22 protein-coding genes are annotated in these 24,653 nt (G+C 44.3%); 5 read left to right on the plus strand and 17 right to left on the minus strand.

Translation table 11 applies throughout. From position 1 onward, the window contains the following. The first annotated feature begins 175 nt into the window (after window positions 1–175). The 4 genes from R7Q41_RS05960 (at window position 176) to R7Q41_RS05975 (ending at window position 3,834) form a co-directional block, all read left to right on the plus strand. Window positions 176–655, plus strand: coding sequence for an outer membrane beta-barrel protein (locus tag R7Q41_RS05960; RefSeq protein ID WP_005394221.1), 480 nt, complete (start codon window positions 176–178; stop codon window positions 653–655). A 199-nt stretch (window positions 656–854) separates the two neighbouring features. Next, complete coding sequence (locus R7Q41_RS05965; RefSeq protein WP_318144415.1) at window positions 855–1,370, plus strand: outer membrane beta-barrel protein; 516 nt, start codon at window positions 855–857, stop codon at window positions 1,368–1,370. A 372-nt stretch (window positions 1,371–1,742) separates the two neighbouring features. Then, window positions 1,743–3,323 (plus strand): BCCT family transporter, encoded by a 1,581-nt coding sequence (locus tag R7Q41_RS05970; RefSeq protein ID WP_124008885.1) that lies wholly within the window; start codon window positions 1,743–1,745, stop codon window positions 3,321–3,323. Between the two features lie 121 nt (window positions 3,324–3,444). After that, window positions 3,445–3,834 carry an ATP-binding protein gene (locus R7Q41_RS05975; RefSeq protein ID WP_065646747.1) on the plus strand — a complete coding sequence of 130 codons (390 nt, stop codon included), beginning with the start codon at window positions 3,445–3,447 and terminating at the stop codon, window positions 3,832–3,834. Window positions 3,835–3,854: 20 nt separating this feature from the next. Here R7Q41_RS05975 and R7Q41_RS05980 read toward each other — a convergent pair whose 3' ends face one another. The 16 genes from R7Q41_RS05980 to R7Q41_RS06055 all read right to left on the minus strand — a co-directional run bounded on the left by R7Q41_RS05980 (window position 3,855) and on the right by R7Q41_RS06055 (window position 22,261). Continuing rightward, entirely contained in the window at window positions 3,855–4,493 is a 639-nt protein-coding gene (locus R7Q41_RS05980; protein ID WP_005394228.1) for a sugar transferase, read from the minus strand. 10 nt (window positions 4,494–4,503) lie between these two features. Continuing rightward, window positions 4,504–5,691: a glycosyltransferase family 2 protein gene (locus tag R7Q41_RS05985; RefSeq protein WP_006742949.1), complete on the minus strand. Its 1,188-nt coding sequence runs from the start codon at window positions 5,689–5,691 to the stop codon at window positions 4,504–4,506. Next, the gene (locus R7Q41_RS05990; protein WP_318144416.1) at window positions 5,684–6,802 is read right to left on the minus strand and encodes a glycosyltransferase; all 1,119 of its coding nucleotides are present in this window, start codon (window positions 6,800–6,802) and stop codon (window positions 5,684–5,686) included. Before R7Q41_RS05990 ends, R7Q41_RS05985 begins: the two co-directional genes overlap by 8 nt. Window positions 6,803–7,023: 221 nt before the next feature. After that, the gene (locus R7Q41_RS05995; RefSeq protein WP_318144417.1) at window positions 7,024–8,457 is read right to left on the minus strand and encodes a chain-length determining protein; all 1,434 of its coding nucleotides are present in this window, start codon (window positions 8,455–8,457) and stop codon (window positions 7,024–7,026) included. Further along, window positions 8,454–9,578, minus strand: coding sequence for a glycosyltransferase (locus R7Q41_RS06000; RefSeq protein WP_005377646.1), 1,125 nt, complete (start codon window positions 9,576–9,578; stop codon window positions 8,454–8,456). Before R7Q41_RS06000 ends, R7Q41_RS05995 begins: the two co-directional genes overlap by 4 nt. Before the next feature lie 115 nt (window positions 9,579–9,693). Then, window positions 9,694–11,058: an O-antigen ligase family protein gene (locus tag R7Q41_RS06005; RefSeq protein ID WP_005377645.1), complete on the minus strand. Its 1,365-nt coding sequence runs from the start codon at window positions 11,056–11,058 to the stop codon at window positions 9,694–9,696. Beyond that, window positions 11,055–12,485, minus strand: coding sequence for a lipopolysaccharide biosynthesis protein (locus R7Q41_RS06010; RefSeq protein ID WP_005377643.1), 1,431 nt, complete (start codon window positions 12,483–12,485; stop codon window positions 11,055–11,057). The genes R7Q41_RS06005 and R7Q41_RS06010 overlap by 4 nt, the downstream gene beginning before the upstream one ends. After that, on the minus strand, window positions 12,478–13,650 hold the full coding sequence (locus R7Q41_RS06015) for a glycosyltransferase (RefSeq protein ID WP_005377641.1): 1,173 nt from the start codon (window positions 13,648–13,650) through the stop codon (window positions 12,478–12,480). The genes R7Q41_RS06010 and R7Q41_RS06015 overlap by 8 nt, the downstream gene beginning before the upstream one ends. A gap of 11 nt (window positions 13,651–13,661) precedes the next feature. Further along, complete coding sequence (locus R7Q41_RS06020) at window positions 13,662–14,846, minus strand: glycosyltransferase (protein ID WP_005377639.1); 1,185 nt, start codon at window positions 14,844–14,846, stop codon at window positions 13,662–13,664. Between the two features lie 144 nt (window positions 14,847–14,990). Further along, window positions 14,991–16,061: a glycosyltransferase family 4 protein gene (locus R7Q41_RS06025; RefSeq protein ID WP_005377638.1), complete on the minus strand. Its 1,071-nt coding sequence runs from the start codon at window positions 16,059–16,061 to the stop codon at window positions 14,991–14,993. Continuing rightward, window positions 16,036–17,562, minus strand: a complete 1,527-nt coding sequence (locus R7Q41_RS06030; protein WP_031778967.1) for a sigma-54-dependent transcriptional regulator — start codon at window positions 17,560–17,562, stop codon at window positions 16,036–16,038. The genes R7Q41_RS06025 and R7Q41_RS06030 overlap by 26 nt, the downstream gene beginning before the upstream one ends. 308 nt (window positions 17,563–17,870) lie before the next feature. Further along, complete coding sequence (locus R7Q41_RS06035; protein ID WP_005377636.1) at window positions 17,871–18,251, minus strand: Hpt domain-containing protein; 381 nt, start codon at window positions 18,249–18,251, stop codon at window positions 17,871–17,873. An 11-nt stretch (window positions 18,252–18,262) separates the two neighbouring features. Further along, the gene (locus R7Q41_RS06040) at window positions 18,263–18,949 is read right to left on the minus strand and encodes an AAA family ATPase (RefSeq protein ID WP_005377635.1); all 687 of its coding nucleotides are present in this window, start codon (window positions 18,947–18,949) and stop codon (window positions 18,263–18,265) included. Next, window positions 18,949–21,051 carry an SLBB domain-containing protein gene (locus tag R7Q41_RS06045; RefSeq protein ID WP_005377634.1) on the minus strand — a complete coding sequence of 701 codons (2,103 nt, stop codon included), beginning with the start codon at window positions 21,049–21,051 and terminating at the stop codon, window positions 18,949–18,951. The genes R7Q41_RS06040 and R7Q41_RS06045 overlap by 1 nt, the downstream gene beginning before the upstream one ends. Beyond that, window positions 21,048–21,914 (minus strand): OmpA family protein, encoded by an 867-nt coding sequence (locus tag R7Q41_RS06050; RefSeq protein WP_005377631.1) that lies wholly within the window; start codon window positions 21,912–21,914, stop codon window positions 21,048–21,050. Before R7Q41_RS06050 ends, R7Q41_RS06045 begins: the two co-directional genes overlap by 4 nt. A 26-nt stretch (window positions 21,915–21,940) precedes the next feature. After that, a complete protein-coding gene (locus R7Q41_RS06055; protein WP_005377630.1) occupies window positions 21,941–22,261 on the minus strand; it encodes an STAS domain-containing protein in 321 nt (106 codons plus the stop codon). Window positions 22,262–22,683: 422 nt separating this feature from the next. Here R7Q41_RS06055 and R7Q41_RS06060 point away from each other — a divergent pair, with 422 nt between their 5' ends. Continuing rightward, window positions 22,684–23,529, plus strand: coding sequence for a DNA ligase (locus tag R7Q41_RS06060; RefSeq protein ID WP_005377629.1), 846 nt, complete (start codon window positions 22,684–22,686; stop codon window positions 23,527–23,529). A gap of 15 nt (window positions 23,530–23,544) precedes the next feature. Here the strand turns inward: R7Q41_RS06060 and R7Q41_RS06065 are convergent, their stop codons facing one another. Continuing rightward, window positions 23,545–24,543, minus strand: coding sequence for a DUF3080 domain-containing protein (locus R7Q41_RS06065; protein WP_031778966.1), 999 nt, complete (start codon window positions 24,541–24,543; stop codon window positions 23,545–23,547). Window positions 24,544–24,653: the final 110 nt, after the last annotated feature.

A 24,653-nucleotide genomic window follows, 5' to 3' on the forward strand; every position in this document is an offset into this window, starting at 1 on the left:
GTAAAATAGCGTCAGATTTGTAATTATCGCGTATGAGGTTACTGGTACACTAATTGCTAGTAACTCAATAAGCGTAAATTTTTAGTTCTGGGAGGCAATGGTTCGCCTCCCTTTATTTGTAGTACCAACGACTGAGTTATGCAGACGTGGGAATAATAAAGAGTAAAGGTAGATGATGAAAAAAACTCTATTAGCAGTGGCGCTACTTGGCGCATCTTCTGCGGCAATGGCAGATTCTTGGATTTACGGTGGTGCAACAGTAGGTCAGTCTGACTACAAAGGTGAGACGGATACATCATACTCTGTTCACGTTGGTACAGGCATTCTACCTATCATTGGTATTGAAGCTGGTGTGACGCAACACGGTGAATTTAACGTAAATGGTCAAGACACTAAGCTAACGTCTTACTACGCAGCACTTAAGCCAAGCATCGACTTTGGTCCACTGCATGTGTATGCAAAAGGTGGCTTCCACCAGTGGGACAAAGAAGTGAAAGGCGGCAAAGACGATGACGATTTGGATCTAATGTACGGTGTAGGTGCAGAGTACTTCATTTTTGGTCCGATGTCTGTTGGTGCTAGCTACATGAACTACACGGCGGGTAAAGACGATATCGGCACGTTCTCTGTTAACGCAACACTGCATTTCCTATAAGCGTCTAGCTTTCTAACACCCATATGAAAAACACCGACTTTATGTCGGTGTTTTTTTGTCTGGAAGTCACAAAACAAAAGTTGAACATAAATTATTCACTTTTGGATCTTAAAATGCTCATGCTTTCCAATATATAGTGGCGATTAAATACGCATATTTGCGCAATGTTTCGCTTAGGAATCGCTCAGGAAGGGATAGTATGAAAAAAACACTCTCGTTATTAGCTCTAACGTTGTGCTCAACATCAGCAATGGCAGACTCATGGATTTACACTGGCGGTCAAATCGGTCAATCTGATATCGATAGCGAAAACGATACAACCTACGGTATTCATGTAGGTACTGGTATTTTGCCATTCATTGGCATTGAGGCAGGTTACTTTAACCACGGCAAGGTGGATTTATCACTGAGTGGCAGCAGGGGTAGTGCTGATTTTGATTCATTCTATTTAGCAGCGAAACCAAGCATCGACTTTGGGCCGCTTCATGTCTATGCCAAAGGTGGCATCAATGCATTCAATGTTGATTATGACGGCGGACTGAGAAATTTAGATAAAGATGATGGTGTCTCCTACATGTATGGTGTCGGTGCCGAATACTTCTTGCTCGATAATGTTTCTATTGGGGCAAGCTATCAAGCGTTTGGCGTGGATATTGACAGCGATAGTGACACCGTGAGCAGTGTGACGGGGAATATTACCTTCCATTTCCTATAATACTCAATCTATATGAAAACTTTACTGACATGGTTTCATCGCTAGCTTTGAAACCAAGTCAGTGTTACTTATCTCAATTTACGCGTCCATCAATGATAAAGCCACAGAGCGCAAGTATTTCCAGTGCTTTTCGAACGATCAAATTACGATAAAATCAATCGTTAGACCTCATAATTTTTGTGTTGATATTACTTTGTTCTCATCTGCCTTTAACTGAGCCAAAAATGCAATAAATGGCGATTTTTTGCAAAAATATGTGATTACTGCTAAACTTCGCCCCGCTTTAAAACTTTAGAGTTCAAATTAATGGAGGGCGGTATTGGAGTTCTTCTCACCTGAGGGGCGTTTCAAATTCACGTTAAATTTGTATTTATGGATAATGCATTTAAAAAATATAGTATCGACACAACAGACTATCAGGTTGGACAGGACAACGTTCAAAAGTGGGGATTCGACATACATAACCCCGTTTTTGGCATCAGTGCGGGTCTCGTTGTTTTCTGTCTAATTTCACTTCTTCTTGTTGAGCCAACCACTGCTCGTGATGTATTAAACGGTCTGAAAAACGGAATTATCGAACAGTTTGATGCGTTCTTTATGTGGTCGACAAACTTCTTCTTATTATTCGCAGTTGCTCTTCTTTTTTCTCCGCTGGGTAAAATCCGCTTAGGTGGCAAAGAAGCAACGCCGGATCACTCAACCGTTTCTTGGTTGTCGATGCTCTTTGCTGCTGGTATGGGTATTGGCCTTCTGTTCTGGAGTGTGGCGGAGCCGACCGCGTACTTCACTGATTGGTGGGGAATGCCACTGAACGCAGTGCCATACACAGAAGAAGCGAAATCTCTCGCGATGGGTGCCACCATGTTCCACTGGGGTGTGCATGGTTGGAGTATTTACGCACTCGTTGCACTAGCACTTGCGTTTTTTGCTTTTAACAAAGGTTTACCGCTTTCATTGCGCGCGGCGTTTTATCCAATTTTTGGTGACCGAGCATGGGGTTGGTTAGGGCATGTTATCGACATTCTTGCCGTTTTATCCACGCTGTTTGGTCTTGCAACGTCGCTGGGTCTCGGTGCTCAGCAGGCGACCAGTGGTATTAACCATGTCTTTGGTCTAGAAGGCGGCATTGGTACACAAATGATTGTGATCACCTTTGTTACCTTTATCGCGGTGCTATCAGTAATTCGTGGTATTGATGGTGGTGTTAAGCTACTGAGTAACGTCAATATGGTGGTTGCGTTTGCCCTGCTTATTTTCATTACCTTTATCACGTTTGATACGGCGTGGGGTTCGCTACGCGACACAACAATGGCTTACATTGAAAATATTATTCCGTTGAGCAACCCTCACGGTCGTGAAGATGAAACTTGGATGCACGGCTGGACGGTATTCTACTGGGCTTGGTGGGTATCTTGGTCACCGTTTGTTGGTATGTTTATCGCGCGTGTGTCTAAAGGTCGTACGGTTCGAGAATTCCTGTTCGCAGTGATCGTTATTCCTACTGTCGTTACCTTGATTTGGATGTCTGTATTCGGTGGTATCGCGCTTGACCAAGTGGTGAATAAAGTGGGTGAGCTAGGTGCAAATGGTCTAACTGATATTTCACTGACTCTGTTCCATGTTTACGATGCGCTACCGTATAGCTCAGTGATTTCAATGCTTTCTATCGTGCTGATTCTGGTGTTCTTTATTACATCATCAGACTCTGGCTCACTGGTTATCGATAGTATCACTGCGGGTGGTAAGATTGATGCACCAATTCCACAACGTATTTTCTGGGCTTGTATTGAAGGTGCAATTGCAGCCGTTATGCTTTGGGTTGGTGGTAAAGAAGCCTTGCAAGCATTGCAGTCAGGTGTGGTTGCAACGGGATTACCGTTTACCTTTGTTCTGTTGTTGATGTGTGTAAGCTTGGTTAAAGGGTTAAGAACCGAACTGTCAGTTTACAAATAAACACTATCCACTATTGAATTTAAATGCCGAGTCTAATGCGCTCGGCATTTTTTATTTCTACTTTTCTTTTTCAATAATTCCGTTACAGTTTGGGCTTATTCCCACCTCATTTAACAGCATTATGTCACTGGCTAAACTCATTCTTATTCGTGGACTTCCAGGTTCAGGCAAAACAACCTTAGCAAAGCAACTCGCGATAGAGCTTGGTGCTAAGCATTTTGAAGCTGACATGTATTTTGAAAATGATGAAGGTGATTATCACTTTAACCCGACTCAATTGCCCCAAGCGCACGAATGGTGTTTTCAGCAAACTCGAAAGTGGTTGAACAAAGGGAAAGTCGTGATTGTGAGTAATACGTTTGTTCGGCACTGGGAGATGAAGCGTTACTTGGACTACTGCGTGAAGAAGCGCATTGAGGTGGAAGTTAAAGTGTGTCGCGGAGCGTATCAAAGCATTCATGATGTGCCACCAGCGACCATCGAAAAGATGCGACGCCAGTGGCAAGAGTGACCGTTACGAGAATCGAGAAACTACTGGCCTCGTCCATCAATCATCACAACGAATGTTTTACTCATGATTGAAAGGTCCATTGAAATCCAAGAGTAGAACGAACCCAAGCTTAGTGCGTAACTGTGGTCAAAACCAACTTTACGTCGTACATCTTCAATACAAGCATCATAGCCTTGGTTAACTTGCGCTAGGCCTGTAATTCCTGGTAATACGCCATATGTGCGTTCTACAAAATAAGGGATTTCATCTTCCAACTTTTGGTAGAAAGCAGGGCGCTCTGGACGTGGCCCGATCATCGACATTTCACCTCTCAACACATTAAACAGCTGTGGTAACTCATCTAAACGGGTCTTACGTAAAAAACGTCCTACTGGTGTGATTCGAGGATCATTCTCGGTTGCCCAAACTGCACCGGAGCGTTGCTCCGCATCAATATACATGGTGCGAAACTTCATGATCTGAAAAAGATCCATTTTTTCTGGTGTACAGCGCCCAACACGCAGTTGACGATAGATCACTGGGCCTTTGGATGTGATTTTTATAGCTAGCGCGATAAATGGGAATAGTGGTGCAGTGACGAGCAAAATAAACATTGCAACCAGTACATCAAACGTTCTTTTCGCGTGGCATACATTTGAATCGTAGCGTGAGTTTTTCATGATGCTTTCCTTATTGGTTGACGCGTTTCCAACGCCCATTTTCCATTCCTAGCAAATACTTCATACCGCCGATGAAATTGGCGAGATGACCAATGACGATGTAGCTAATCAGTTTAAAAGGCTTGACTGTGTTAAGTGCAGGCACCAAGTAAGTGACAAGTGCGATACCATAAACACAGGCTTGAGCGAGCAGCATTATTTGAAACAGCGGGTTGTGTGCCAGTAGCAGTGAACAAACCAAGCAAACAATCATCAAATAGGGTGTTGCTAAGCGCAGAACCTTTCCCGATAGAAATGCAAAGGCAGTGCCACGATAGCGAGGTAGCAGTAATTTCTTTAATTGCATGAGCTGCTGCATGTTACCCGCTGAAATTCTTAGGCGTCGCTTGAAGTCTGCGTCGTCTGAGCTTTGTTCGAGTTCAAGAGCTAGCATGTTAGGTTCGTAGATAGCGTTATAGCCTCGCAAAACGATTCTCATAGGGAGAATAAAATCGTCATTAATGGTGCTGACTTCAAGTGGTTCAAATAGGTGGGTTCTGAATGTATAAAACGCACCGTGAGAGCCAATCGTTGAACCCAGCAAGGATTCTTGGTGCTTCACTCGAGACTGGTATTGCCAGTACGCTGCTTCACCTTGGTTATCGGTACTCATTATTTGATATGTCGCGTTAACCACTCCAACCTTCTCATTTTGATAATGCTGACTAGCTAGCAACAGAGAATCGCAAGAAATCAATGCCGATGTATCACTCAGTGCGGTAATGTCCGAGCTAACATGACGCATTTCTTCGTTGAGTAGGGCAACTTTACCGCGATTGACTTGGTGGTCATTAATGATGAACAGTGTATCGGAGCAGATTGCTTCTTGAATCGTCGCTTGAGCAATCTCGGCTGTGTTATCTGTGCAGCCATCACATGCGATCACCACTTTCAATTTATCTCTTGGGTAATCTAAGCTCGCAAGGTTGCGGATCTTTTCTGCTATCCATTGTTCTTCATTGTAGGCGGGCACGATGACAGTAATAGAGGGTAACTGACTGTCTGTTTGAGAGGCTTTGTAAGCTCGCTCTACAAATGGTGCTGTGGTTTTTTGCTGTTTTAAAGGAAGCCATTTAAGTAGCAATGGATAACCAACATGATGATAGACAATCAAAAATGCGGATAAACCAAAACCTGTAATCCAAAGTAAATCATTCATAGCTAGCCTCCTTGGCCAAACGTGAGTAGCGACTCACCATGTCTCTGATATCAAAATGTTTGAGAATAAAAGTTCGAGGAGAACTATGGGTTGATTTCAATTGCAGCGACAAAGCTTCCGCCAAAGAGAACACACGGTTGGCTTCAACCAATGTGCTGTTAATCGGGCAGAGCGTCTCTTTCACGCCACCAACATCGGTTGCGACACAAGGAACGTCACATGCTTGAGCTTCTAGTGTTGAGAGGGGGAAACCCTCTTGAAGCGACGGTAAACAAAACAAATCTAGGCTTTGGTAAAAGCTGGGCATATCGTCTACCAAACCTAAAAAGGTTACTCGATCTTCAAGTTTTAACGTTCTAACTTGTGCTTCCAATTGAGTTCGCTGAGAACCATCACCGGCTATTGCTAGGTGTGTGTTTGGCGCAAGATGAGAGAATGCTTCGATAAGCACTTTATGGCCTTTAACTGCTTCTAGACGCCCGGCAACGCCAATCACGATTTTGTCGGTTGGAAGTTCAAACAAGTGTCTTGTTGCCGTTTGGTCACCGCTTTTAAACTTCTGACAGTCAATCCCGTTATGGATAGTACAAACTTTGCGATACTTTAACTTAGTCTGTATTTGATGGGCGACAAAGTTAGCATCGGCAACTACTTGCGGGCGAATCATCGTTAGCAAAAGGGACTGTAGTCGAGCTGATTTTTTGTTATTAAGGTGCCATGCGTCGTGCTCGGTATGAATCACTACAGGTACGTGCGCTAAACGTGCAGGAATACCACCATACAGAAGTGGGCCGATATGATGGGTGTGGACCACGTCTGGTCGCATTCTTTTTATCATTGAAGTCAGCGTAGCGATGGTCTTCCCGCTGAATCCAGGTCTTTTATTAAGAAAGTGTAGTTGGCCTTGGTAGGGCAACAGTTTTTGCCAGCCTTGTAGTGCATGTTCTTTGCTTCCTTCTAAGCTCACGACAAAAACGGAATGGTTTGGCGGCGCAAAACGAAGCATTTCTAGCACGAGCGTTTCTAAACCGCCAGGAGCTAAGTGTTGCACGACGTGTAATATCACTTTTTTGCTGTGCTTAGTGTTATTGTGTTTTTGTCTGAATTCCATTTTCAAACCCTCGTTGAGTTCTTTGTTTATTTAGGAATTGCAGACAACGTGCCAAGAAATTAAACATTTAAAAACAATAAGTTAGCTTAAGTTCGTGTGAGGTTCTATGTTTATTCTCAATTTGAGATTCATATTAGTGGACATGCTATGAGGCTGTATAAGGCAGTAGTAAAAGAAAAGCACTCGCCGACCGAGTGCTTGTAAATGAGTTCTTATGGCGGTTAGTTTCCGTACACTACGTTAGGTAAAGTGGTGATGACAGGAACACCAAGGTGTTTTTCTAATGCTCTTTTTGAGCGGATAGAGTTATCGGCTAACTCAAGTATCGTCGCTAATCCAATGCCTAAACCAGCGCCACCAATAAATCCTAAAATGACAAATACAAAACTAGGTAAGTTAGTTGGAATCGTTGGCGTGAACGGTTCATCAATGATTTTTACGCGCTTATTCTCTTCAAACTCTCCCAAAGAACCCGTTAGTTGGGCCATCTCATAGCGTTCGACGAGTTCATCATACATTTCTCTCTTCACTGCGACGTCACGAGCTAAGCGGTTGATTTCTGTTGCTGTGCTCCCAAATTGGTGCGCATTTTGCTCTAATTCTTGGATCATGTCTCGCAAGCTGTTGGTTTCTTCCGTAAGTGCTTCAAAACGTCCACGCATCATTTGTAATTGATGTAGTTGGGAGACAAGTAGAGGCTGTGCTTCGCCAAGACTGTTTACTGTGGTATTGCTCGCGATATCCCATAGTTGAGCACTGTTTAGTTCTGGTTGTTTAGAGTTCAAGAGTACCGAGCGTTCCTGCTCCAACCGGTTTAATTCTCGCAACTTACCTTGAACTAAACTATGCGCCTCTGTGTATTTAGCGCGAAGCAGGGTAAGTTCACTACGAATGTCGATGATTTGCTCTTCCAGTTTACCGATAACCGGGTTCGTTTTGGATAGTTGTTGATCCAAACTGCCTAGACTTCGTGAAACACCAGCAAGCTCCGCCTCCTTTTCGGCTAGCGTTTGTTTGAGGCTAGCAAGGCGAGTAAGGCTTTGAGCTTGCATTTCGGGTGTCGCGTCTGAGTAAGTATTTTTATACTCTGCAAAAGCTTGTTCAGCCTTGTCTAGTTCTTCCCTGCGTTTGTTGATATGGATAGTCAAAAAATGACTCGAATCTTTAATCGAAGAACGCTCAGGAGCCAAAAGCTGTTCGACAAAATGCTCTCTGACAGAGAGCAGCATCGACTCCATTCCTTCTGATTTACCACTTTGCAATTGAATTTGAATGAAGTCTTTACCGAGTGGCTGAACAGACAGGCGCGACGCAAGATCTTTTATGATGAACTCTTGCTCTTTTGCACTCATCTCGTCATTGATCAGCGATTGTTCTTTTGCGACAGAATACAAAACGTGTCGGCTTTTTAGCAGAGTACTGAGTGCGCTCAATCGGTCTTTAAGCATTGTTGAGACGGCAAGGTCTTGAAGGAACGGGTTCATTTTCGCTGTCTCTTGAATAAGCATGCTGGTATGAGCAACATAAGTCGTCGGAACCAGCTTACTTACGATGAAGCCCAGCACCGGCAAGACAAGCATAGGGATAACGATCATGTAACGACGTCGCCAAGCGCCATGTAGTAATACACTAAGGTTCTCTCTCAAATCGTTCATAGCGCCCTCACTAATTTATCAACTTGGTTGGCTCTTGCTTCCCAGCTTTGCTGTTGAACAAATGACTTTGAATCTGTCGGTGGCGGTAGGAGGTGATCGAGACTGGCACGCACGTCTTCGACATCTTGAACCACATGAAGCATATGTTTGTAGGGCATTAATGCAGGAAACGGTGTGCTGATAACAGGGGTTCCTGTTGCCAAGTACTCAAGAAGTTTAAGCGGATTACACGCTTTGATTTGAGCGTTATCAACAAAGGGCAACCAACTGGCATCCCAGTGTTGGGAGTAACGTGGCAGAGTGTGATGCGCTCTCGGGCCCAGGTAGTATACGTTGCATCTTTGTGGAAGTGGATTATCACTGAACTCGTTAGGGCCGATGAACACGAGATCCCAGTCAGGCGCTTGGTCTGCGACTTGGGCAATTAAGTCGTAGTCTAACCATTCCGACAAACTGCCATAAAAGCCCAGCACTTTGCGACCATTATTAGGAAAATCTTCAGCCTTAGGTGCTGGCTCAGAAAACAGACTAAAGTCGACACCGTGAGGCAAAGTGACGGTTTTACCAGATGGAAATTTGGTGGAGAGTGTTTCGCTTGCCGTAAAGATAACGCTGGCCGCATTAACAAGAGTACGTTCGTGCTTGGCCACCGTGTCGTGGTCAACACCAGCTAAAGCGCTAAAGTCATCGCCACAATAGTAAATCAGTCCACGTGGGTTCATTTCTGAACAAAGATCGGCAGCAGTCGGGAGCGACGTCCAAAATACAGGCTTATCAAAACCAAGAGCTTGTAATTGTTTATTGAGCTGGTGTTTCATCATCTTAGCGGCCACTTTTCTTGCTAATGCAGAACTAGGGGCAGGAATGGTGAGCAAGTTGATGATGTGAATGTTTGGGCTTGTTTCAGAGTCCAATGTTGGCTTGTGTGAGCCTACGTTATGAAATACACGAGTGAGTTTGTTTAACGCACGCTGTATGTCTTTAGAATCCAGCTTAGGTTGACGAAGGCCAATGGAGTTCACCCAAAGGATTCGATGGTTCGCTGCTAGTTGCTTGACAATATGCTGAGTGGAAGAGGGTAACCCACCAAAATCTTCTCCAAATACTACGATGTCCGTCATGTGGCTCTCCTTGAGTCTTGGTTATTTGATTACTAATTAAGTGAGTAATCACAATGCGTGCCAAGGAATTAGCCATTTTAAAACAGTGAGTTATGGGTTTTGTTTATGTTTGAAACTAGGATTTCTCATTTTGACAGTCACTTTGAACAATACGGCTAACGACAACTGTTAATGCCGCTAGAATGTAAATTGGCCAAGTGAAACCTTGAGTCAGAAACGTACCTGATACGATGGTACCGATAAGCCCACTTAACACGGCGTTTGCTCCTACAGAGAGGGTGTAATCTGATTTTGGTGTCAGCAATGAGATGGAATGCAAAGAGGTGCGGATCAATGACACAATTAAAGTAATGAACACCGCGAGCCCGACAAAACCCGTTTCTGCTAACACGCCAAACCAAGTACTATGGACGGCGTGGTTGATACCATCCCAGTGTGGGCTGTAGAAATAGTAATTAAAGTAGAAGTTATCTAGACCTACGCCAGTCAACGGATGATGCAGCGCCATTTTAAATGCCGCTTCCCACGCATAAAGTCGCCCCATCGCAGAGGCATCTATACCATCCTCAGCGGCTCCCCCCGATTCTCGTCCTGAAATACCAGCGAATGCGTAGAGTACGATCGCTGCGATGGCGCCTAGTACCAAGACTAATGTTTTGCTTTTGATGTGTTTAAAAGCAAAGTAGGCAAATACAGACAGTGAACCGAGTAACCCACCGCGGCTCTGAGTCTCAATTATCGCAAAGAACAAAACCAAACAGGTGATAAGGGCAAAGAGCCTGAGATGCTTGGGGGAATGCTTCTCCATCAATTGACTAACGGTAAAGGCAAGGGGAAACATCAGCACTAGTGCCAAATCGTTAGGATCGCCAAGTACTGAACCTATGGATCGTCCTATTGACACGCGCGTTCCTTCGACTAAATCAATGCCATTCGCAGCGTTTTGTAATGCCACTAAGCCAATCAATAATCCGGCGAAAATAATTGCTTTTGACATCTGAGCGAGCTGTGAAGGTTTAGTAATAAGCCAGGTGATGGCCAACGTCATAATGATGATTTTCCAATAGGTATTTTTGAACACCGTTATTGCGATATCACGACTGGAAGCGAATATTATTCCGATGATCACCAGACCCCAAAATATACACAGCCACTTTAATGAAGGGTGCCAAAAAGCTGTAATCTGGCGGCTTATAAGAAGGTGAAAGGCGAGTGCGGCGAGTGCCCCCAGTGATAACAGTAATGGGATCTTGAAGTTATAGATAACAGGAAAGGCTTCGTGAATACGAAAGAATGAAAAAATAACGAACAGTGTGACAAGCCAAAACGTTTGATTGAGAACAAACAGTAACGCGAGTGGTGCGAAACACAACGCAACAATCAAAATGGGATGAGGCATAACAATCCAAAGCAGGCCGATACAGACTGTAATCGTCAGTGCTGCGATGGACTGTTTTGTTCTCACCTTGGTTTCATTCATAACGAGTATCTCTTCACCTGTCCACGCCTTTTCACTATGTATCGAGTGAGAGCATTGAGCGTCTCTTTACTCATGTAGCGAGTGGCTATCCATGCCAGCAAACTGCATGTCAAAATGCAAATTGCGATGGCGATTCCTATTGATTGTGAAGAGTGAAGCAGGAACAGTGCCACACCGGATATAATCTGTAATAAAACCATCAGACTGAGGTGAAAAGGCAACGTCATACATTGTTGGCCTACTACATAAGTCAGGCCCAGCTTACACAGTTGTGCGTAATAAAGCGCAATGAACACACCATAAATACCCAGAGAAGATAAGCCAAACAGCAAAGCAATCGCAACGCACGCAGAGACGACATTTATACCCAGTAGCCAGCGAGTACGACGCTTGTACAAAATGGAGATGTTAATCAACTCACTCCATTCTTTTAACATGGAGATAGGCAGCAAGAATAAGCTGAATAATACCGCGTCATGATAGGTTTCTGGCAGTAAGTGGGTGATCATCACCATTGCTAATGTGCCGACCACTACACTCAAACCTGTAATGTAAATCATACCTAAGTGTGTGATGCGCACTGCTTCAGTGCTCTTGCGCCCTTCTAAGTAGTTAAATCGACGTGGCATCCACCACATGCCAAATGGCTGCACTAAAATACACATGCCCACTGCAAATTTTACCGCTATCGCGTAAATCCCTAACGTCGCAAGAGAAGTGTTGGCACCAATGAACCAGCGTTCAGCGCCATTGAGACAAAATGCTACTAAACCGGCCATCATCATTGGTAGGCAGTAGTTTAGGTATTGTTTTGCCAATGTCAGTTTAGGAAGGGTGACATTGTAACGGTTAACGATGTGCAGCCAAACAAATTGAGTAATAGCAGCCAACAAGCCACCCCACAAAACAGAAATAACATGGGGATGAACAGACAGCGCCGCGACGATAAAAATGACCTGAAAAATGGTGGTAGTGACCATGACGTTAAGCAGTGTTCTTGCTTTGTCGTCTTGTGTTCTTAACCAGGCAGTGCCGATTGCAATACTGCCTTCTAGAACGATAGCAAACATAACAATAGCAAATTCGACTCGCGTAAAAGGCGCGGGAATGGGGGCGATTAAAATGATAGTGAGCAAGCTAAGAGCGACGACGCCAGCGATGAGTAAAGCAAGTGAGTACAGCTGGTTTAGTAGGCTTGTGCGTGTATTTTTATCCTTTTCAACGCCGACGAATCGATAAAGCGCTTCATGCAAAACGAAACTGACAAACAAGGTCGTAACAACACCAAAGGTTGTTAAAAGCTCAAGCTTGCCCATTTGTTCTGGTGAGAGAAAGTGGGGCAATACAGGCAGCATGATTAGGCTGATGCTTTTATTGATCACTAAGGCGATAGCAAATAGCGTCATGTTGGTCATTGCTTTAGACATGGTCATATCCTTTGATGTCTCGCGGTGTCTTGAGTGTGCAATCATTGTTGGTAGCAATTTCGGCAGCAAGGTGCTGGGCGATTGGCAAATAACAACGTTCGGCTGTGTATAGTTGAGAAACATTGAGTGCTTCGATACCCATCGTTACTTTCATCCACGGCGATTCATTCAAAAGGCGAATTGCGTTGTGTAACGAAGCCACATTGTTAGGCGTGTATTTAATACAATTTCGGCCGTGAGTTAACACGCGGTCCCAATAACTATCATCATGTGGAATGACGACACACATACCTGCAGCGAGCGCCTCCAAAATAGATAACCCAAAAGGTTCGTTGAGACTGGTGGAAACAAACACACCACACTGTGAACGCAATTCATCTAAGTTGTTTGGGCACTCATGCCATTCAACACCTTGTGTGTTGAAGTCCGGTGTTGAATATTCCACACCTGCCACGTTAGGTTTGATGTAACACACGGTGGATTTGATCTTTTTCGACTCATCAAGTGTTAAAGCATCAAGCAAAAGATCGATGTTCTTCCATTTTAGTAAGCTAGCTGCCCAGAAAACGCGGCTTGAAATCGGATTCGCTTGTTTTGGCCAGCGATCTTTCGATAATCCATTAACAAACGTAGATGTATTCAAACCACACCAATAGCGTTCGGTGGCTGGCTTCTCTGTTTTGAGGTAGGCCTGTAATGCTTCTACCATTGATTCGCGGGTGTTTGCCAAGTAGTAAATTGCCGATGCTTTTACTAAGCAGTAGCCAGCAGATCTCGATCGTCCAATAGGGCCATGAACCATCTGTACCACAGGCTTTTTGCTAATTAATCGTAGTAAGTACAAAGGCATATCATTACTTGGGCAAGATAGGCCCAAAAAGCTATCTATTTTTGGCAGCTTCATGCACGCGTAGAGAAGTTGGAGAAAGTAGTAAGCGTTCATCAACCAGTAGGTCAGTCCATGAGTCGAGTTAAATGGTGATGGTTTTATTTTTATAACTTGCACACGCGGTGTATCACTAAGCAGTGACGCCCAATGCTCTGGATTTGTAGTGAGTAGATAACCAATCACGTTCAGCTTATCGCACTGCTTAAGGAGCTCTGCATTCGCGATTTTGGATCCACCTTGCATTGGGATGGCGTCGAACATCAATACACGTTTCATGACCGGGCTCCTCAATTGATGCTCAACCAGCGTGAAAGAGGCTTCATGCAGTGAGTCATTGGCATTGGTGTAATGGCGTTGTTATTAAGTTCACCTTCGTAAATACGTTCAATAGCGTTGATAGATGCAGTCGTCGTTAAGTGCTGGCTAGCATGTAGGTAAGCGTTTTCCGCCAGCTTGTTTCTTAATGCCGCGTCTTGCATGACTTGTTGAATCGCGTTTAACAGGCTCGCCATTCCACTGTTCTGGTACAGCAATGCAGAGTGATTATGCTCGAACAACTCAGGAATGCCTCCCGTTTTAGGAGCCACGATAGGCAGTTGAGCTAAAGCCGCTTCCCCGAGCACGAGACCAAAGGCCTCTTCATAGGCGCCGCTAATAAAAGCGTCTGCATTACCACACATCCACGCTCCGGCATTGTGTTGCTCCCCGACAAAGTGCACTCGTTCTTGGATACCAAGATCCGCGGCAAGCTGTTGCAATGCTTCTCTTTCTTCGCCGTCACCAACAATAACAAGGTGAGGGTTGTGGTGGTGGTAGTTGTGCATGCGCATTGCGCGAATAAGGCGGTCGAACCCTTTGCGCTTAATCAGCGAACCCACCGACAGAAAGGTAAAGGCCTGTGATGGGATTCCGAGGCGATCTTTAATGTCGATGGGTGTATCCACGCCTTGAAGTGACACGCCGTTGTGTACGACATGAAGTTGGTTTTGTGGGTAGCCGTCCTGAATAATTTCGCGTCCAACATCTTTGCTAACGCAAATCAATTTTGGAGAGAGGTGAAGTCCGAGAGAGAAGCGATCGCGCAATGTATAATGGCAATGAAGTTGCGTGACAAGTGGTATATGATTCATGCGAGCAGCCAAACACATCCATTGACAAGGGCCGCCGCTATTGACGTGTACCAAGTCGATGCTGTGCTTTTCGATCAAATCTGAGCCTTGTTTGATAAGGCTATTCCACCCGCTAATATCCCAGCGTGGAGCGCTCCAACCACCCACCAAATTGAAGGCTGAATGTTCCGCTTCAATTCCGAGCGATTGGCACTTATCGATTAATGGTTGGCAGTTTGACCATACGAATGGCTCAAACTTATTGCGGTCGATTCCTGAAATGAGATCCAGAAGCACCACTTCACTGCCGCGAATCCAATTATCACCATAATGAACATATAGAATGCGTTTTGGCGTAGTCATAAGTCACCTCTGTCTCATCATTAATCTGCGTTAACTGCTGAGCTGCAATAGAGATGCCAAAATATGCCATTAGTTTATGTGATTGAATCTTATATGATATTTATGTTTGGAACTCATCATTCTCATATTGAGAACCAATATGGATTAGTGATCCGCTTCAATTTGATATTTTTGTAGCAATACGGGAATCACACTTTGCGCTGAGAAATCATCAATGATGGTTTGTCGAGCATTCTGGCGAATGAGTGATTGTTGCGCTTCACCAATCGACATCCAGTCATGAAGACATTTAGCAAGAGAGGGAATGTCTTCGACGATAAAACCATTTTTACCCGTTTGGATAATATCTGGAAGACGACCTACACGTAAGCTCATCACGGCAATGCCTCTCGACATGGCTTCAAGCGCCGCCATTGGAAGACCCTCATAACGAGAAGAGATAATAAGTACGCTGATATTTTCCCAAACACCTTCCATATCGGTTTGATGGCCGAAGAAAGTCACATTTGAAGGGGCAGTTTGATTAAGCGACTCTTTTTCTGGGCCATCACCGTACACACTAAACTGTAATGTTGGACAGACCCTCGCTACCTCAATAAATTGATCGGCGCCTTTTTCCTGACTCAATCGGCCGACAAAAGCGATTTCCTGATAGTTGAGTTGACTGTTGGGAATCGAAACAAAGTTATTCAGCAGTTCTGAAGAACAAAAAACTTTGCGCTGAATACTTGGACTGACAGCAAAGCAATGGTCAGATAGGCTGCCTGAGCTTCTATCAAGCCAATCGTATAGCCATAGCTTCCCTGAGGACGATTCACCAGCATGATAAGTTGAAATCAAACGAGGAAACGTTCGGGTGAGCAGTTTGGCGCAGCGCGACAAAATCGACGCTTTATAACCATGGGAGTGAACCACTGAGGGTTGGTGATTGGCGACGGCGCTTGTTAGGTGCTTAATTTTTAAAGCTTTATTGGGCTCGCCAGACAAATAGTTTAAGTAACTCACAGGGATCGCGGCTTCTTTTGCCTTCTGTACAATCTGAGCGGCTGGCGAATACTCAGTGGTTAGCACAACTCGAGCTTTGTTTCCAAAGGCGATTAATCCCCGAGCTAGCTCGATAACGTGACTTTCAATGCCGCCGAATAGACGGCTATCAAGCAAGATCCAAATTTCACCAATGGCAGGTTTATCAAGATTGTTCGAGATTAATTTCATCCGCTTCCCACGCTTGTTTTTTTCGGTAAACCGTAGATGGGCTTAACTCCAGCATGACAGCGGCGTTGAGGACGTTGCCATCACAGTACGCGATTGCGTTTTGAATTGCTTCACGCTCTACTTGCCACATAGGACGAATGGTTCCATCAGCGTTAAAGTACGGTGAGGTAGCAGCAGAGGACGGTGTACCAGGCAGCTCCGCTGCGGTAATCGACGGTTCGACCGCAGAAGGTGAAGGTTCCTCAGTATAAACAGGTGGTGGTGTGATTGGTGCAATGTTTGCTGACTCTTGAGCAACATGCGCAGGCGTCGTTGTTTTCGTCACTTTAGACTTTTTAGTAAGTTGAGCGGGTAGGTGGCTCACCGTGACTTTTTCGTCGTTATTAAGCACCACAATGTTACGTATGATGTTTTGTAGTTGCCTTACATTACCCGGCCATTCGTAATGCTTGATGATATGTTGAGCTTCGCTGTCGATTGTTGAGAATTTCTTTTTGTCCTGTTTGGCGTAAGTGGTCAAGAAGTGCTTGGCAAGCGTGACGATGTCACTTCCTCGTTCACGTAATGGGGGCATATCGATAGGTATAACGTGCACACGGTAGTATAAGTCTTCACGAAAACGACCTTCTTCTACTTCTGTTAATGGATCTCGGTTAGTGGCACAAATGATTCTCACATCTACTTTCATTTCTCGAGTGCCACCAAGAGGGGTGTAAGTGCCCGTTTGTAGAAAACGGAGCAACTTCTTTTGCATCTCAAGTTCCATTTCACACAGCTCATCAAGAAAAAGCGTACCACCATGTGCCAGCGTCGCCGCACCTTTTCGATCTGTTGTTGCTCCAGTAAAGGCCCCTTTAACGTGACCAAAAATCTCACTTTCCATCAAATCTCGTGGAATAGCCCCACAGTTAATTGCAATAAAAGGCTTGTCTTTACGGTCGCTCTGGCGGTGGACGGCTTCAGCACAAACTTCTTTACCTGTGCCGCTTTCTCCCACAATAAACACACTGGCAGAAGTTGGCGCAACAGCATCAATGGTCTTGTATACCGCCTGCATCGGGAGGCTTGAACCGATGAATCCGTGATAGTTGTGGCGATCAAACTTGGACTGAATATTTTCCACCAAATCTTCCAATTTGGCGCGTTTGAGGTGCAATGCGACTGATGTTTTTAGGCGATCAGCGTTTATGGGCTTTTCTAAGAAATCTTCCGCACCTTTTTGAATTAGATTAACGGCTAAGTCGACGCTGCCGTGTGCCGTAGCAATAATAACGGACGTAGGAATGTCATTCTGGTTGATCCAATCCAACACGTCTTCGCCAGACATGTCGGGCAGTTTCAAATCGAGAATGATGAGCTGAGGTTTGCTTCTTTCAATAAATTGAATCGCTTCGCGACCTGTCTCGACATGAAAAATGTCATAAGGTTCGTCTTTCACATACTGCTTATAAAGTATGGCTAGTGAAGTAGAGTCCTCTACCAGTAACACCCTTGGTCTCATAGTCCCATCCCAACGTAGTTTGTTTCATTTTTTATGATTTTTGTCAGCACTACTATTTGGCATTATGAGTGGTTTATAGCTCTCTAGTGCTGAAAATTCTCAATTTGAGAAAAGCGTTATTTAAGTATTAGCACAAGGTAGGAAATTTGCGAAAAATCCATACTTTTTAATTGATTAAGTTATACCCAAATAATTTCAAGGTATGTGGCTTGGAGAGGGTGACTGAATTTGGAGCCTAAATTTCTGAGATGATGTCGGCATCGCGCTTTATCAAACGCGATGCTTCGCTAGGGAGTAAGACACTAATACTACTCAAACCCTTGAGCTTTTCGCTTTTCTAACGCATCAAACGATTCATTGGCGAGTTGCGGAAGTGTTTCACAAAGCTCCAATGCTTTTGGTATTTTTCCTTCGACACAGTACTTCTCAATCATTCTTGCTTGTCTTGAAAGCGTTCGATTGCCTAAAGCGAGAGCAGAACTGCCCAGTGTGTGAACCTCGAACTCTAATGTTTGAAGGTCTTTTGTGCTTAATGCTTGCTCTATTTTCTCCATGCGATCGCGTGACTCTTCGACATAGTGATCAATCAAGGTAGGGATGATTTCGGCGCACGTATCTTTGATCATTTGCTGAAGAATATGCTCATCCACTAATTCTTGCTCGATAGTCAATGTATTATTTATCGTCATAATAGCGCTCCCTATAACATAAACAGTTCGCTTTTTTTAATTTGCTGAGACAGTTTTTCTTTCCACTTTTTTGGTAAGAAACGCAGCTTGGAAACTTGGCGGATTAACTCATCTTTCAGGCTTGGAGTGTGCTTCATGTTCAGTACAGAACCAATCAAGTTCGCATCGCTAGCATCGAGTAGCTTTTTGGCTTGCTCGAGCTGGGTTGCAGTCGTAGAGCCATAATGCGCTACTAACAAAGTAGCATCACATACGCCAGCAATCACTTGAGGCGCAATATTGCTTCGGTTGACACTAAGAAGTGGTGATGTATCTATCACGACGCGCTCGTACTGCGTTAACCATTGTGCAATGTTTTGTTTCAGCGTTGTTGGGTCTCGGTACGCTAACTGAGTACTGGCGAGAGACGGAGCAGGGAGGCCGACTAAAGTTTGGTGTGTATTCTCTCGTGTGATCAAATGGCCAACCTTCTCGTCATCATCAAATTCGTGAACAGTGTGATAAGCGGGTTTGAATAAGTTAAGGTCTACATACAAAGTATTGTGGCCTGCTAAAACCAAGCGCTCTGCAAGAGATGAAGCCACGGAAGTGACACCATCTTCAGATTTACAACCCACAACACAAATCGTTTTGTGGCCTTTCTGTTCACTCTGAAGATAAATTTGCTCAATCTCAGCGTGAGTTGCAGGAATAGTCATTACAACGCTCCTATTAACACGATGGTTGTGGTGATTTGTAAAATATCTCTTAATCCGGCCCTCGCTTTTTCAACAAAGCTTTCGTCTTTATGGGGAATGTAAATCGTGTCGCCTGCGCGAATGACTGGCAGCTCATAAATGTTGGCTGTTTTACTAAAGTTCACCAAATCAAATGTTCGGGCTTGGCCCTGGCAGCAAGACATATTGACCACACTGATCTTTTCAAGGTAGGCATTGTCAGTTGGTCCTCCTGCTTCCGCTAACAGATCAAGCACAGTCATGTTGTCATTGAATACGTATCGCCCTGGGTCTCTTACTTCACCTAATACGCGTACCGTGGACTCTTTTGAACGATCTAACCAGTTTTTGTTTTTTTCTGGAATGTAAATGGTATCACCAGGACGAACGTGGGGCAGAATTGATTCATCACCTGTTTCAAAGTACATCGATAAATTCAATTTACTCACTTTGGCATAACCTAGGCCTCGGTGTGTGACACGGATGTTGTGAATATCTGCATCCATTGTCGGTCCATCGGCGGCAGACAAAATATCCAGAAAATGCATATCTTCAGTGAAACGATAGCGCCCAGGTGCATTGATTTGCCCGAAAACGTATATCGATGCGTCAGAGCTTTGGCTTACCCATTGCGATTTATTATCGGATGGGTCGTCAGGCAATGCATGTACCCTTACGACTGTACCAGCGGAAACTTGAGGTAGGCTTGATGTTGGTGAGCCATCCAGAATGTATTGGTCTAAGTCAAATTGTGTCATTTGACCGTTATTGGCGACTTCAATTTTGGTGGTATCAGCTCGTCGAGTTGGGCCTCCAACGTGTGCAAGCAGATCAATCAAATCCATTTCGTCTGACCACTCGATGCGTCCAGGGCGAACAACTTCTCCCATCACTGCGACCGCTCGACTAGGTGCTACTTTTAACCAAGACTTCTCATTGAAATCGGTTTTCTCCGGTACGAAAATCGCGTCTCCTGGTCCAACATTTGGTGGTCTGGCTGAAGATAGTCCTTCTGTATGCGCGGTAAGATCGAATTTGATGACTTTGCCATCGGATTTTATAACGCGAATTTGGCGAGATTCTGCGTAGCGAGTGGGCCCGCCAGCGTTGGCGAGGATATCCATGAAGCTAGCGCCTTGCTTGCCTTCGTATGCCCCAGGATGGGCGACTTCACCCATCACGTAAACCACATTTGCACCTGCTTTGATTTCTTCTTCCTGTTTTGGGACAAAGATGGTGGCACCTGGCAGGATCTCTGGCAGTAGGCTTTGGTCTCCAGTATCAAGGTACTTTTTCAGGTTAAACATGGTTGGGTTATTGTTTGTTATCACGCGAATTTGCTCAACACTGGCATATCGTGTCACGCCGCCAGCTCGCATTACGACATCAACTAGCGTGGTGTTTGGCTTGTATGAGAACGAGCCAGGTGCGTTGACTTCACCAAAGACTTTGATTGCACGAGCGGAATCTGCGCTGTCACCTGAATTCGCGAGTTTTGCTGCATCAAACTCTTGCTCAATATTCCCTACGAGTGGGGAAGCGGGGACAAATAAGACATCCAGTGATTCTAGTTTTGGCAGCTGGCTATTGTCACCCGTATCAAGGAAGCGTTTGTAGTCAAATTCAATGTTTTTATTTCCACGTTTCACTATCATTTTATCGAGCTGAGCCCCTGCGCGCAGGCCGCCAGCTTCGTACACAAACATTTGAATGTTGGACCCAGAAGGTAAGGTATATTCACCGGGTTTGACCACGTAGCCTTGAACGGACACTAACAACTGTTGCTGTTTAATAAAAACTCGAGCGTTGTTAACGTCACGATACACGGTCTTTAGCCTGTCGATAATCACGTCTTGTAGTTGTTGTTCATTGTAGCCGGCCACTAATACAGGGCCGACTTCTGGTAAATTAATTCGTCCACGACGATCAACCTGAAACCCTTGGTTTAACGACGCCTCTCCGGGTAAGTTAATCTGTATTAAATCACCGACCTTAACAATATTGCTCTCATCCGCTATGGAAGATGGTACCCACGCAACCAGACACAACAACATTAAGAGGATAAATGGTTTCATCGTGTTCATAGCGCGCCTCCTGCCGTTGGGTTGCGGTTTATTGAGGTATCGCTATCTGAATTAGGGCTAATAACCTCGATGCTTACTCGACGATTAGTTAAACGCACGGCGGATGTTTCACCTTCATAGAGTGGCAGGTTATCTCCGACAGATTTGGTAGTGACTCTCTCTGAAGTGATACCAAATACGGTTAGGTAACGCTTTACTTGTTCCGCACGCGCTTGAGCAAGTTTCTGGTTGTAATCGGGTGTTCCAGTTGCATCCGCATGCCCCGTTACTACAAGAGATAGGTTGGGGTGGTCACGTAAAATGTAGGCTGCTTCTGCCAAATGTCCCATGTACTTCGGGTTGATTTCTGCTGAATCGACAGCAAACTGGTTGTCGATATTAAGTAGTGCATAGATATCCGAGACTATGTTTAGGTCGCTACGTAGTGCTTCAATATCATCGGGCGGTGTGCAAGTGGTTTGGCTCAGTACGTAGTCGAGTTGTTGTTCGAGCTGGTTTAAGCGTCGACGCTGAATCACAAGGTCGTTGGCAGCGTCGAGTAAAAGCCCACCTTCTAACTCGCGCGCAATTCTATTTTGTTTTTCAAGGGCCTGAACAACTGCCGCAGGAAAACACCAGCGCGCTCCCTCTTGGATTAGTGCGTCTAGATGTAACTTGGTCAGTTGCCAATCAAACCTTAACCCATGTTCTGGACCTAAAGGCTCGTCAGGCATCACAGGGGAAAACTGATAATTCTCGATCGAGATATCTTGATAGCTTTCCGCCAAGCCACCTTTTCCGTGTTCTGGGTAGTCAAACGACGAACAACCAAACATGCCGACAACAAGACCGCTTACTGCATATCGTCGTATAAGATTTACCATGCCAACCTCCGTTTAAACCGGTATTTTTAGTGTCTTTTTGAGTTAACGGGAATGGCATGGTTGATACGAAGCAAGCTCATGATTTCTAAAGGTTGGCCTGATACGTTTTCAATACTCATGCTTCTTTCACGTTCAACTAGACGCTTATATAAGTAAACAATGGCACCAATCCCTGAAGAATCAAGAAATTGGACGTGCTGTAGGTTAATTTCGACTTCTTTGTGATGATTGTTGTGAATTACTTCATCAATGTGATGTTGTGCTTGTCGACAGCCACTTGCGTCTAAGTCACCAAAAAACTCAATGGCTAACTTGTCTTGATTGATTTCTAGTTTGCGTAATTCCATGACTCTGTCTCCGTTTGTTTTTCTAATTGGATATAGAGCAGGTAACGTGCCAATTTGAAATTAATGAAAAATCAAACAGTTAAATATTGTTAATGATATTGTTCAATTTGAGAAAGGACTGATTCTCAAATTGAGAATCAAAAATGCACAGAGAAATGGTTTGCTTATAAGAGGTGTTGAACCTAAAGAAGTCATTAGAGCGGGGGATCTCGTCATGATTAGATTCCAACTCGATTGACGAACCATCCGCCTTAAGTGAACAACGTGTAACGACTAAATGCAAAACCTGTCTAAAGTTTATGATTATCTTTGCAAATTATTACTAATGTTGATTGTTATGAGTCGAAGAACAACTAGTAATAAATAGGTCATCGAGAGGACTTACGTTTCAATAAAGACGATTTTTTGTACAAGGTCTTCTTATGCCATTAAAAATGACATTAATTGCGCTGGCTGTTATGGCAGCGTCTTCACAGCTTCAAGCGGATACTTCTCTCGCACCACCAGTTTCTCTTGCACAAAGCTATCAGGATGGTATTGATGTGTCTGAATATTGGTATAGCGAAAAACTTGATGGTGTTCGCGCTTATTGGACTGGGCAACATCTCGTGACGAGAAATGGTAATCGAATCTACGCTCCAGATTGGTTTACAGGACCTTTACCTGATTATCCGTTGGACGGTGAACTTTGGGCTGGGAGAGGTAATTTCCATCTTGTTCAGCAAACGGTGTTAGATAAAACTCCTGTAGAGTCTGCTTGGCGACATATCGACTTTATGATCTTTGATATGCCATATTCCGCTGGTGATTATCGGAAGCGTTATTACAACATCAAAGACTTAGTGCTTGAAGTCGACCAGCCTCATATCAAATATGTCGAGCACCGAGCGATTCAAAATGAAGCTCATCTGTTTACACAGTTGGATAAAATTTCAATATCCGACGGTGAAGGGGTGATGTTGCGGAAGGTATCAAGCCGCTATCAGGCTGGACGCGGTAGTGATTTGCTTAAACTAAAACGATACTCAGATGATGAAGCGTTAGTTGTGGGTTATAAGCCAGGAACAGGGCGCTTGTTAGGTATGATGGGAGCAATGTTAGTTCGCTTACCAAATGGCATTGAGTTTTACATCGGTAGCGGATTTACCGATGAAGTACGTCGCCAGCCTCCGAAAATTGGTTCAACCATTACATTTAGATATAACGGTTTTACACATACTGGTAAACCACGTTTTGCTCGATTCTTGCGTGAAAGATTGAAGGAATAGAACGCTCTGCACTTACTAGTTGCCAACGGTTACGCCACATCGTTTGAAGAGACCCTGCCAAAACTGAACGTGGTTTAGGGTTTCTTGCCTAAATGTCCTATGTGCCTCAATGATGCCATACTGGTGACCATGGAGTTGCATACGGTTCTCCACCAAAGTGGCACCATCATTAAGTTGTTGATAGGTACTGTCTAAATAAGCCAAATAAGGTTGCACTTCTTCAACGTAAATGGATTGAAAGACATTTCTTAAGTAGCGGAACTGAGTGGTGTCTCTGTTCGGCCCGCACAATACATTGCTCTGGTTCTGCTCAAGTAGTTGAGTTGTCGCTTTTAACCAAAGGGATGTGTTTACCATTGAATAGTAAAGTCGTCCGAGTAAACGAGATTTCTCTAACTCTTCTTGATATTGCGTAACTTCCACATCGGGTAGACGTGAGACCGCGCGGTGGGGTAAATCATACATTTCGCTGAAAATACGATAGACATCGTTAATGCGTGCAATATCATTCGTCGTATTTTGAGATAGCCAATCAGAGGCAGTTAGTTGCTTTTGCATGGCGTCACTTACGAGTAGTAAGTTGTCGAGATGAATGTCTAAATGTTGCCACTTGGTTGAGTAAAGCTCTGTCAATGTCGCGCGTTCTTCATCGCTAAGTGGAAATTCGGATAAACATCGATGCATGACTCTTAAAAGGGTAGTTTGATAATCAAAATCATGAAAGGCATCCTGCACCTTTCCAAGTTGCGAGTTTTTCTCAGCAAGTAAATTGAAGAGTCCGCACTGTCGTAATTGATAGCTCTCTAGCAGGCCAATAGATAGCCTTGGCAATGGCTCGAACAAAACGCGTTTCGCAGGAATCGTTACCGTAGACTGTAATGTTATTGGAATAGCAGGAACGTCCAATACATTGGCTACACGTTGATGATACTTATCAAACATGGCGTTCTCTGGATTGAACCAGTTATCACAACCATTAAGAATCAAGATTAAGAACAATAAAATAGACCGCACAAATATCCTTTTTTATAACTTCGTATCCGTTGTCTAGAGAGCAAAATCAACCGCTTCGTAATCTTGTTATAAGTATACTCAACCGTGTGATTATTCGATCAAAAAAGCCA

The sequence above is a fragment of the Vibrio sp. 2096 genome (assembly GCF_033339595.1).
GTDB classification, from domain to species: domain Bacteria; phylum Pseudomonadota; class Gammaproteobacteria; order Enterobacterales; family Vibrionaceae; genus Vibrio; species Vibrio alginolyticus.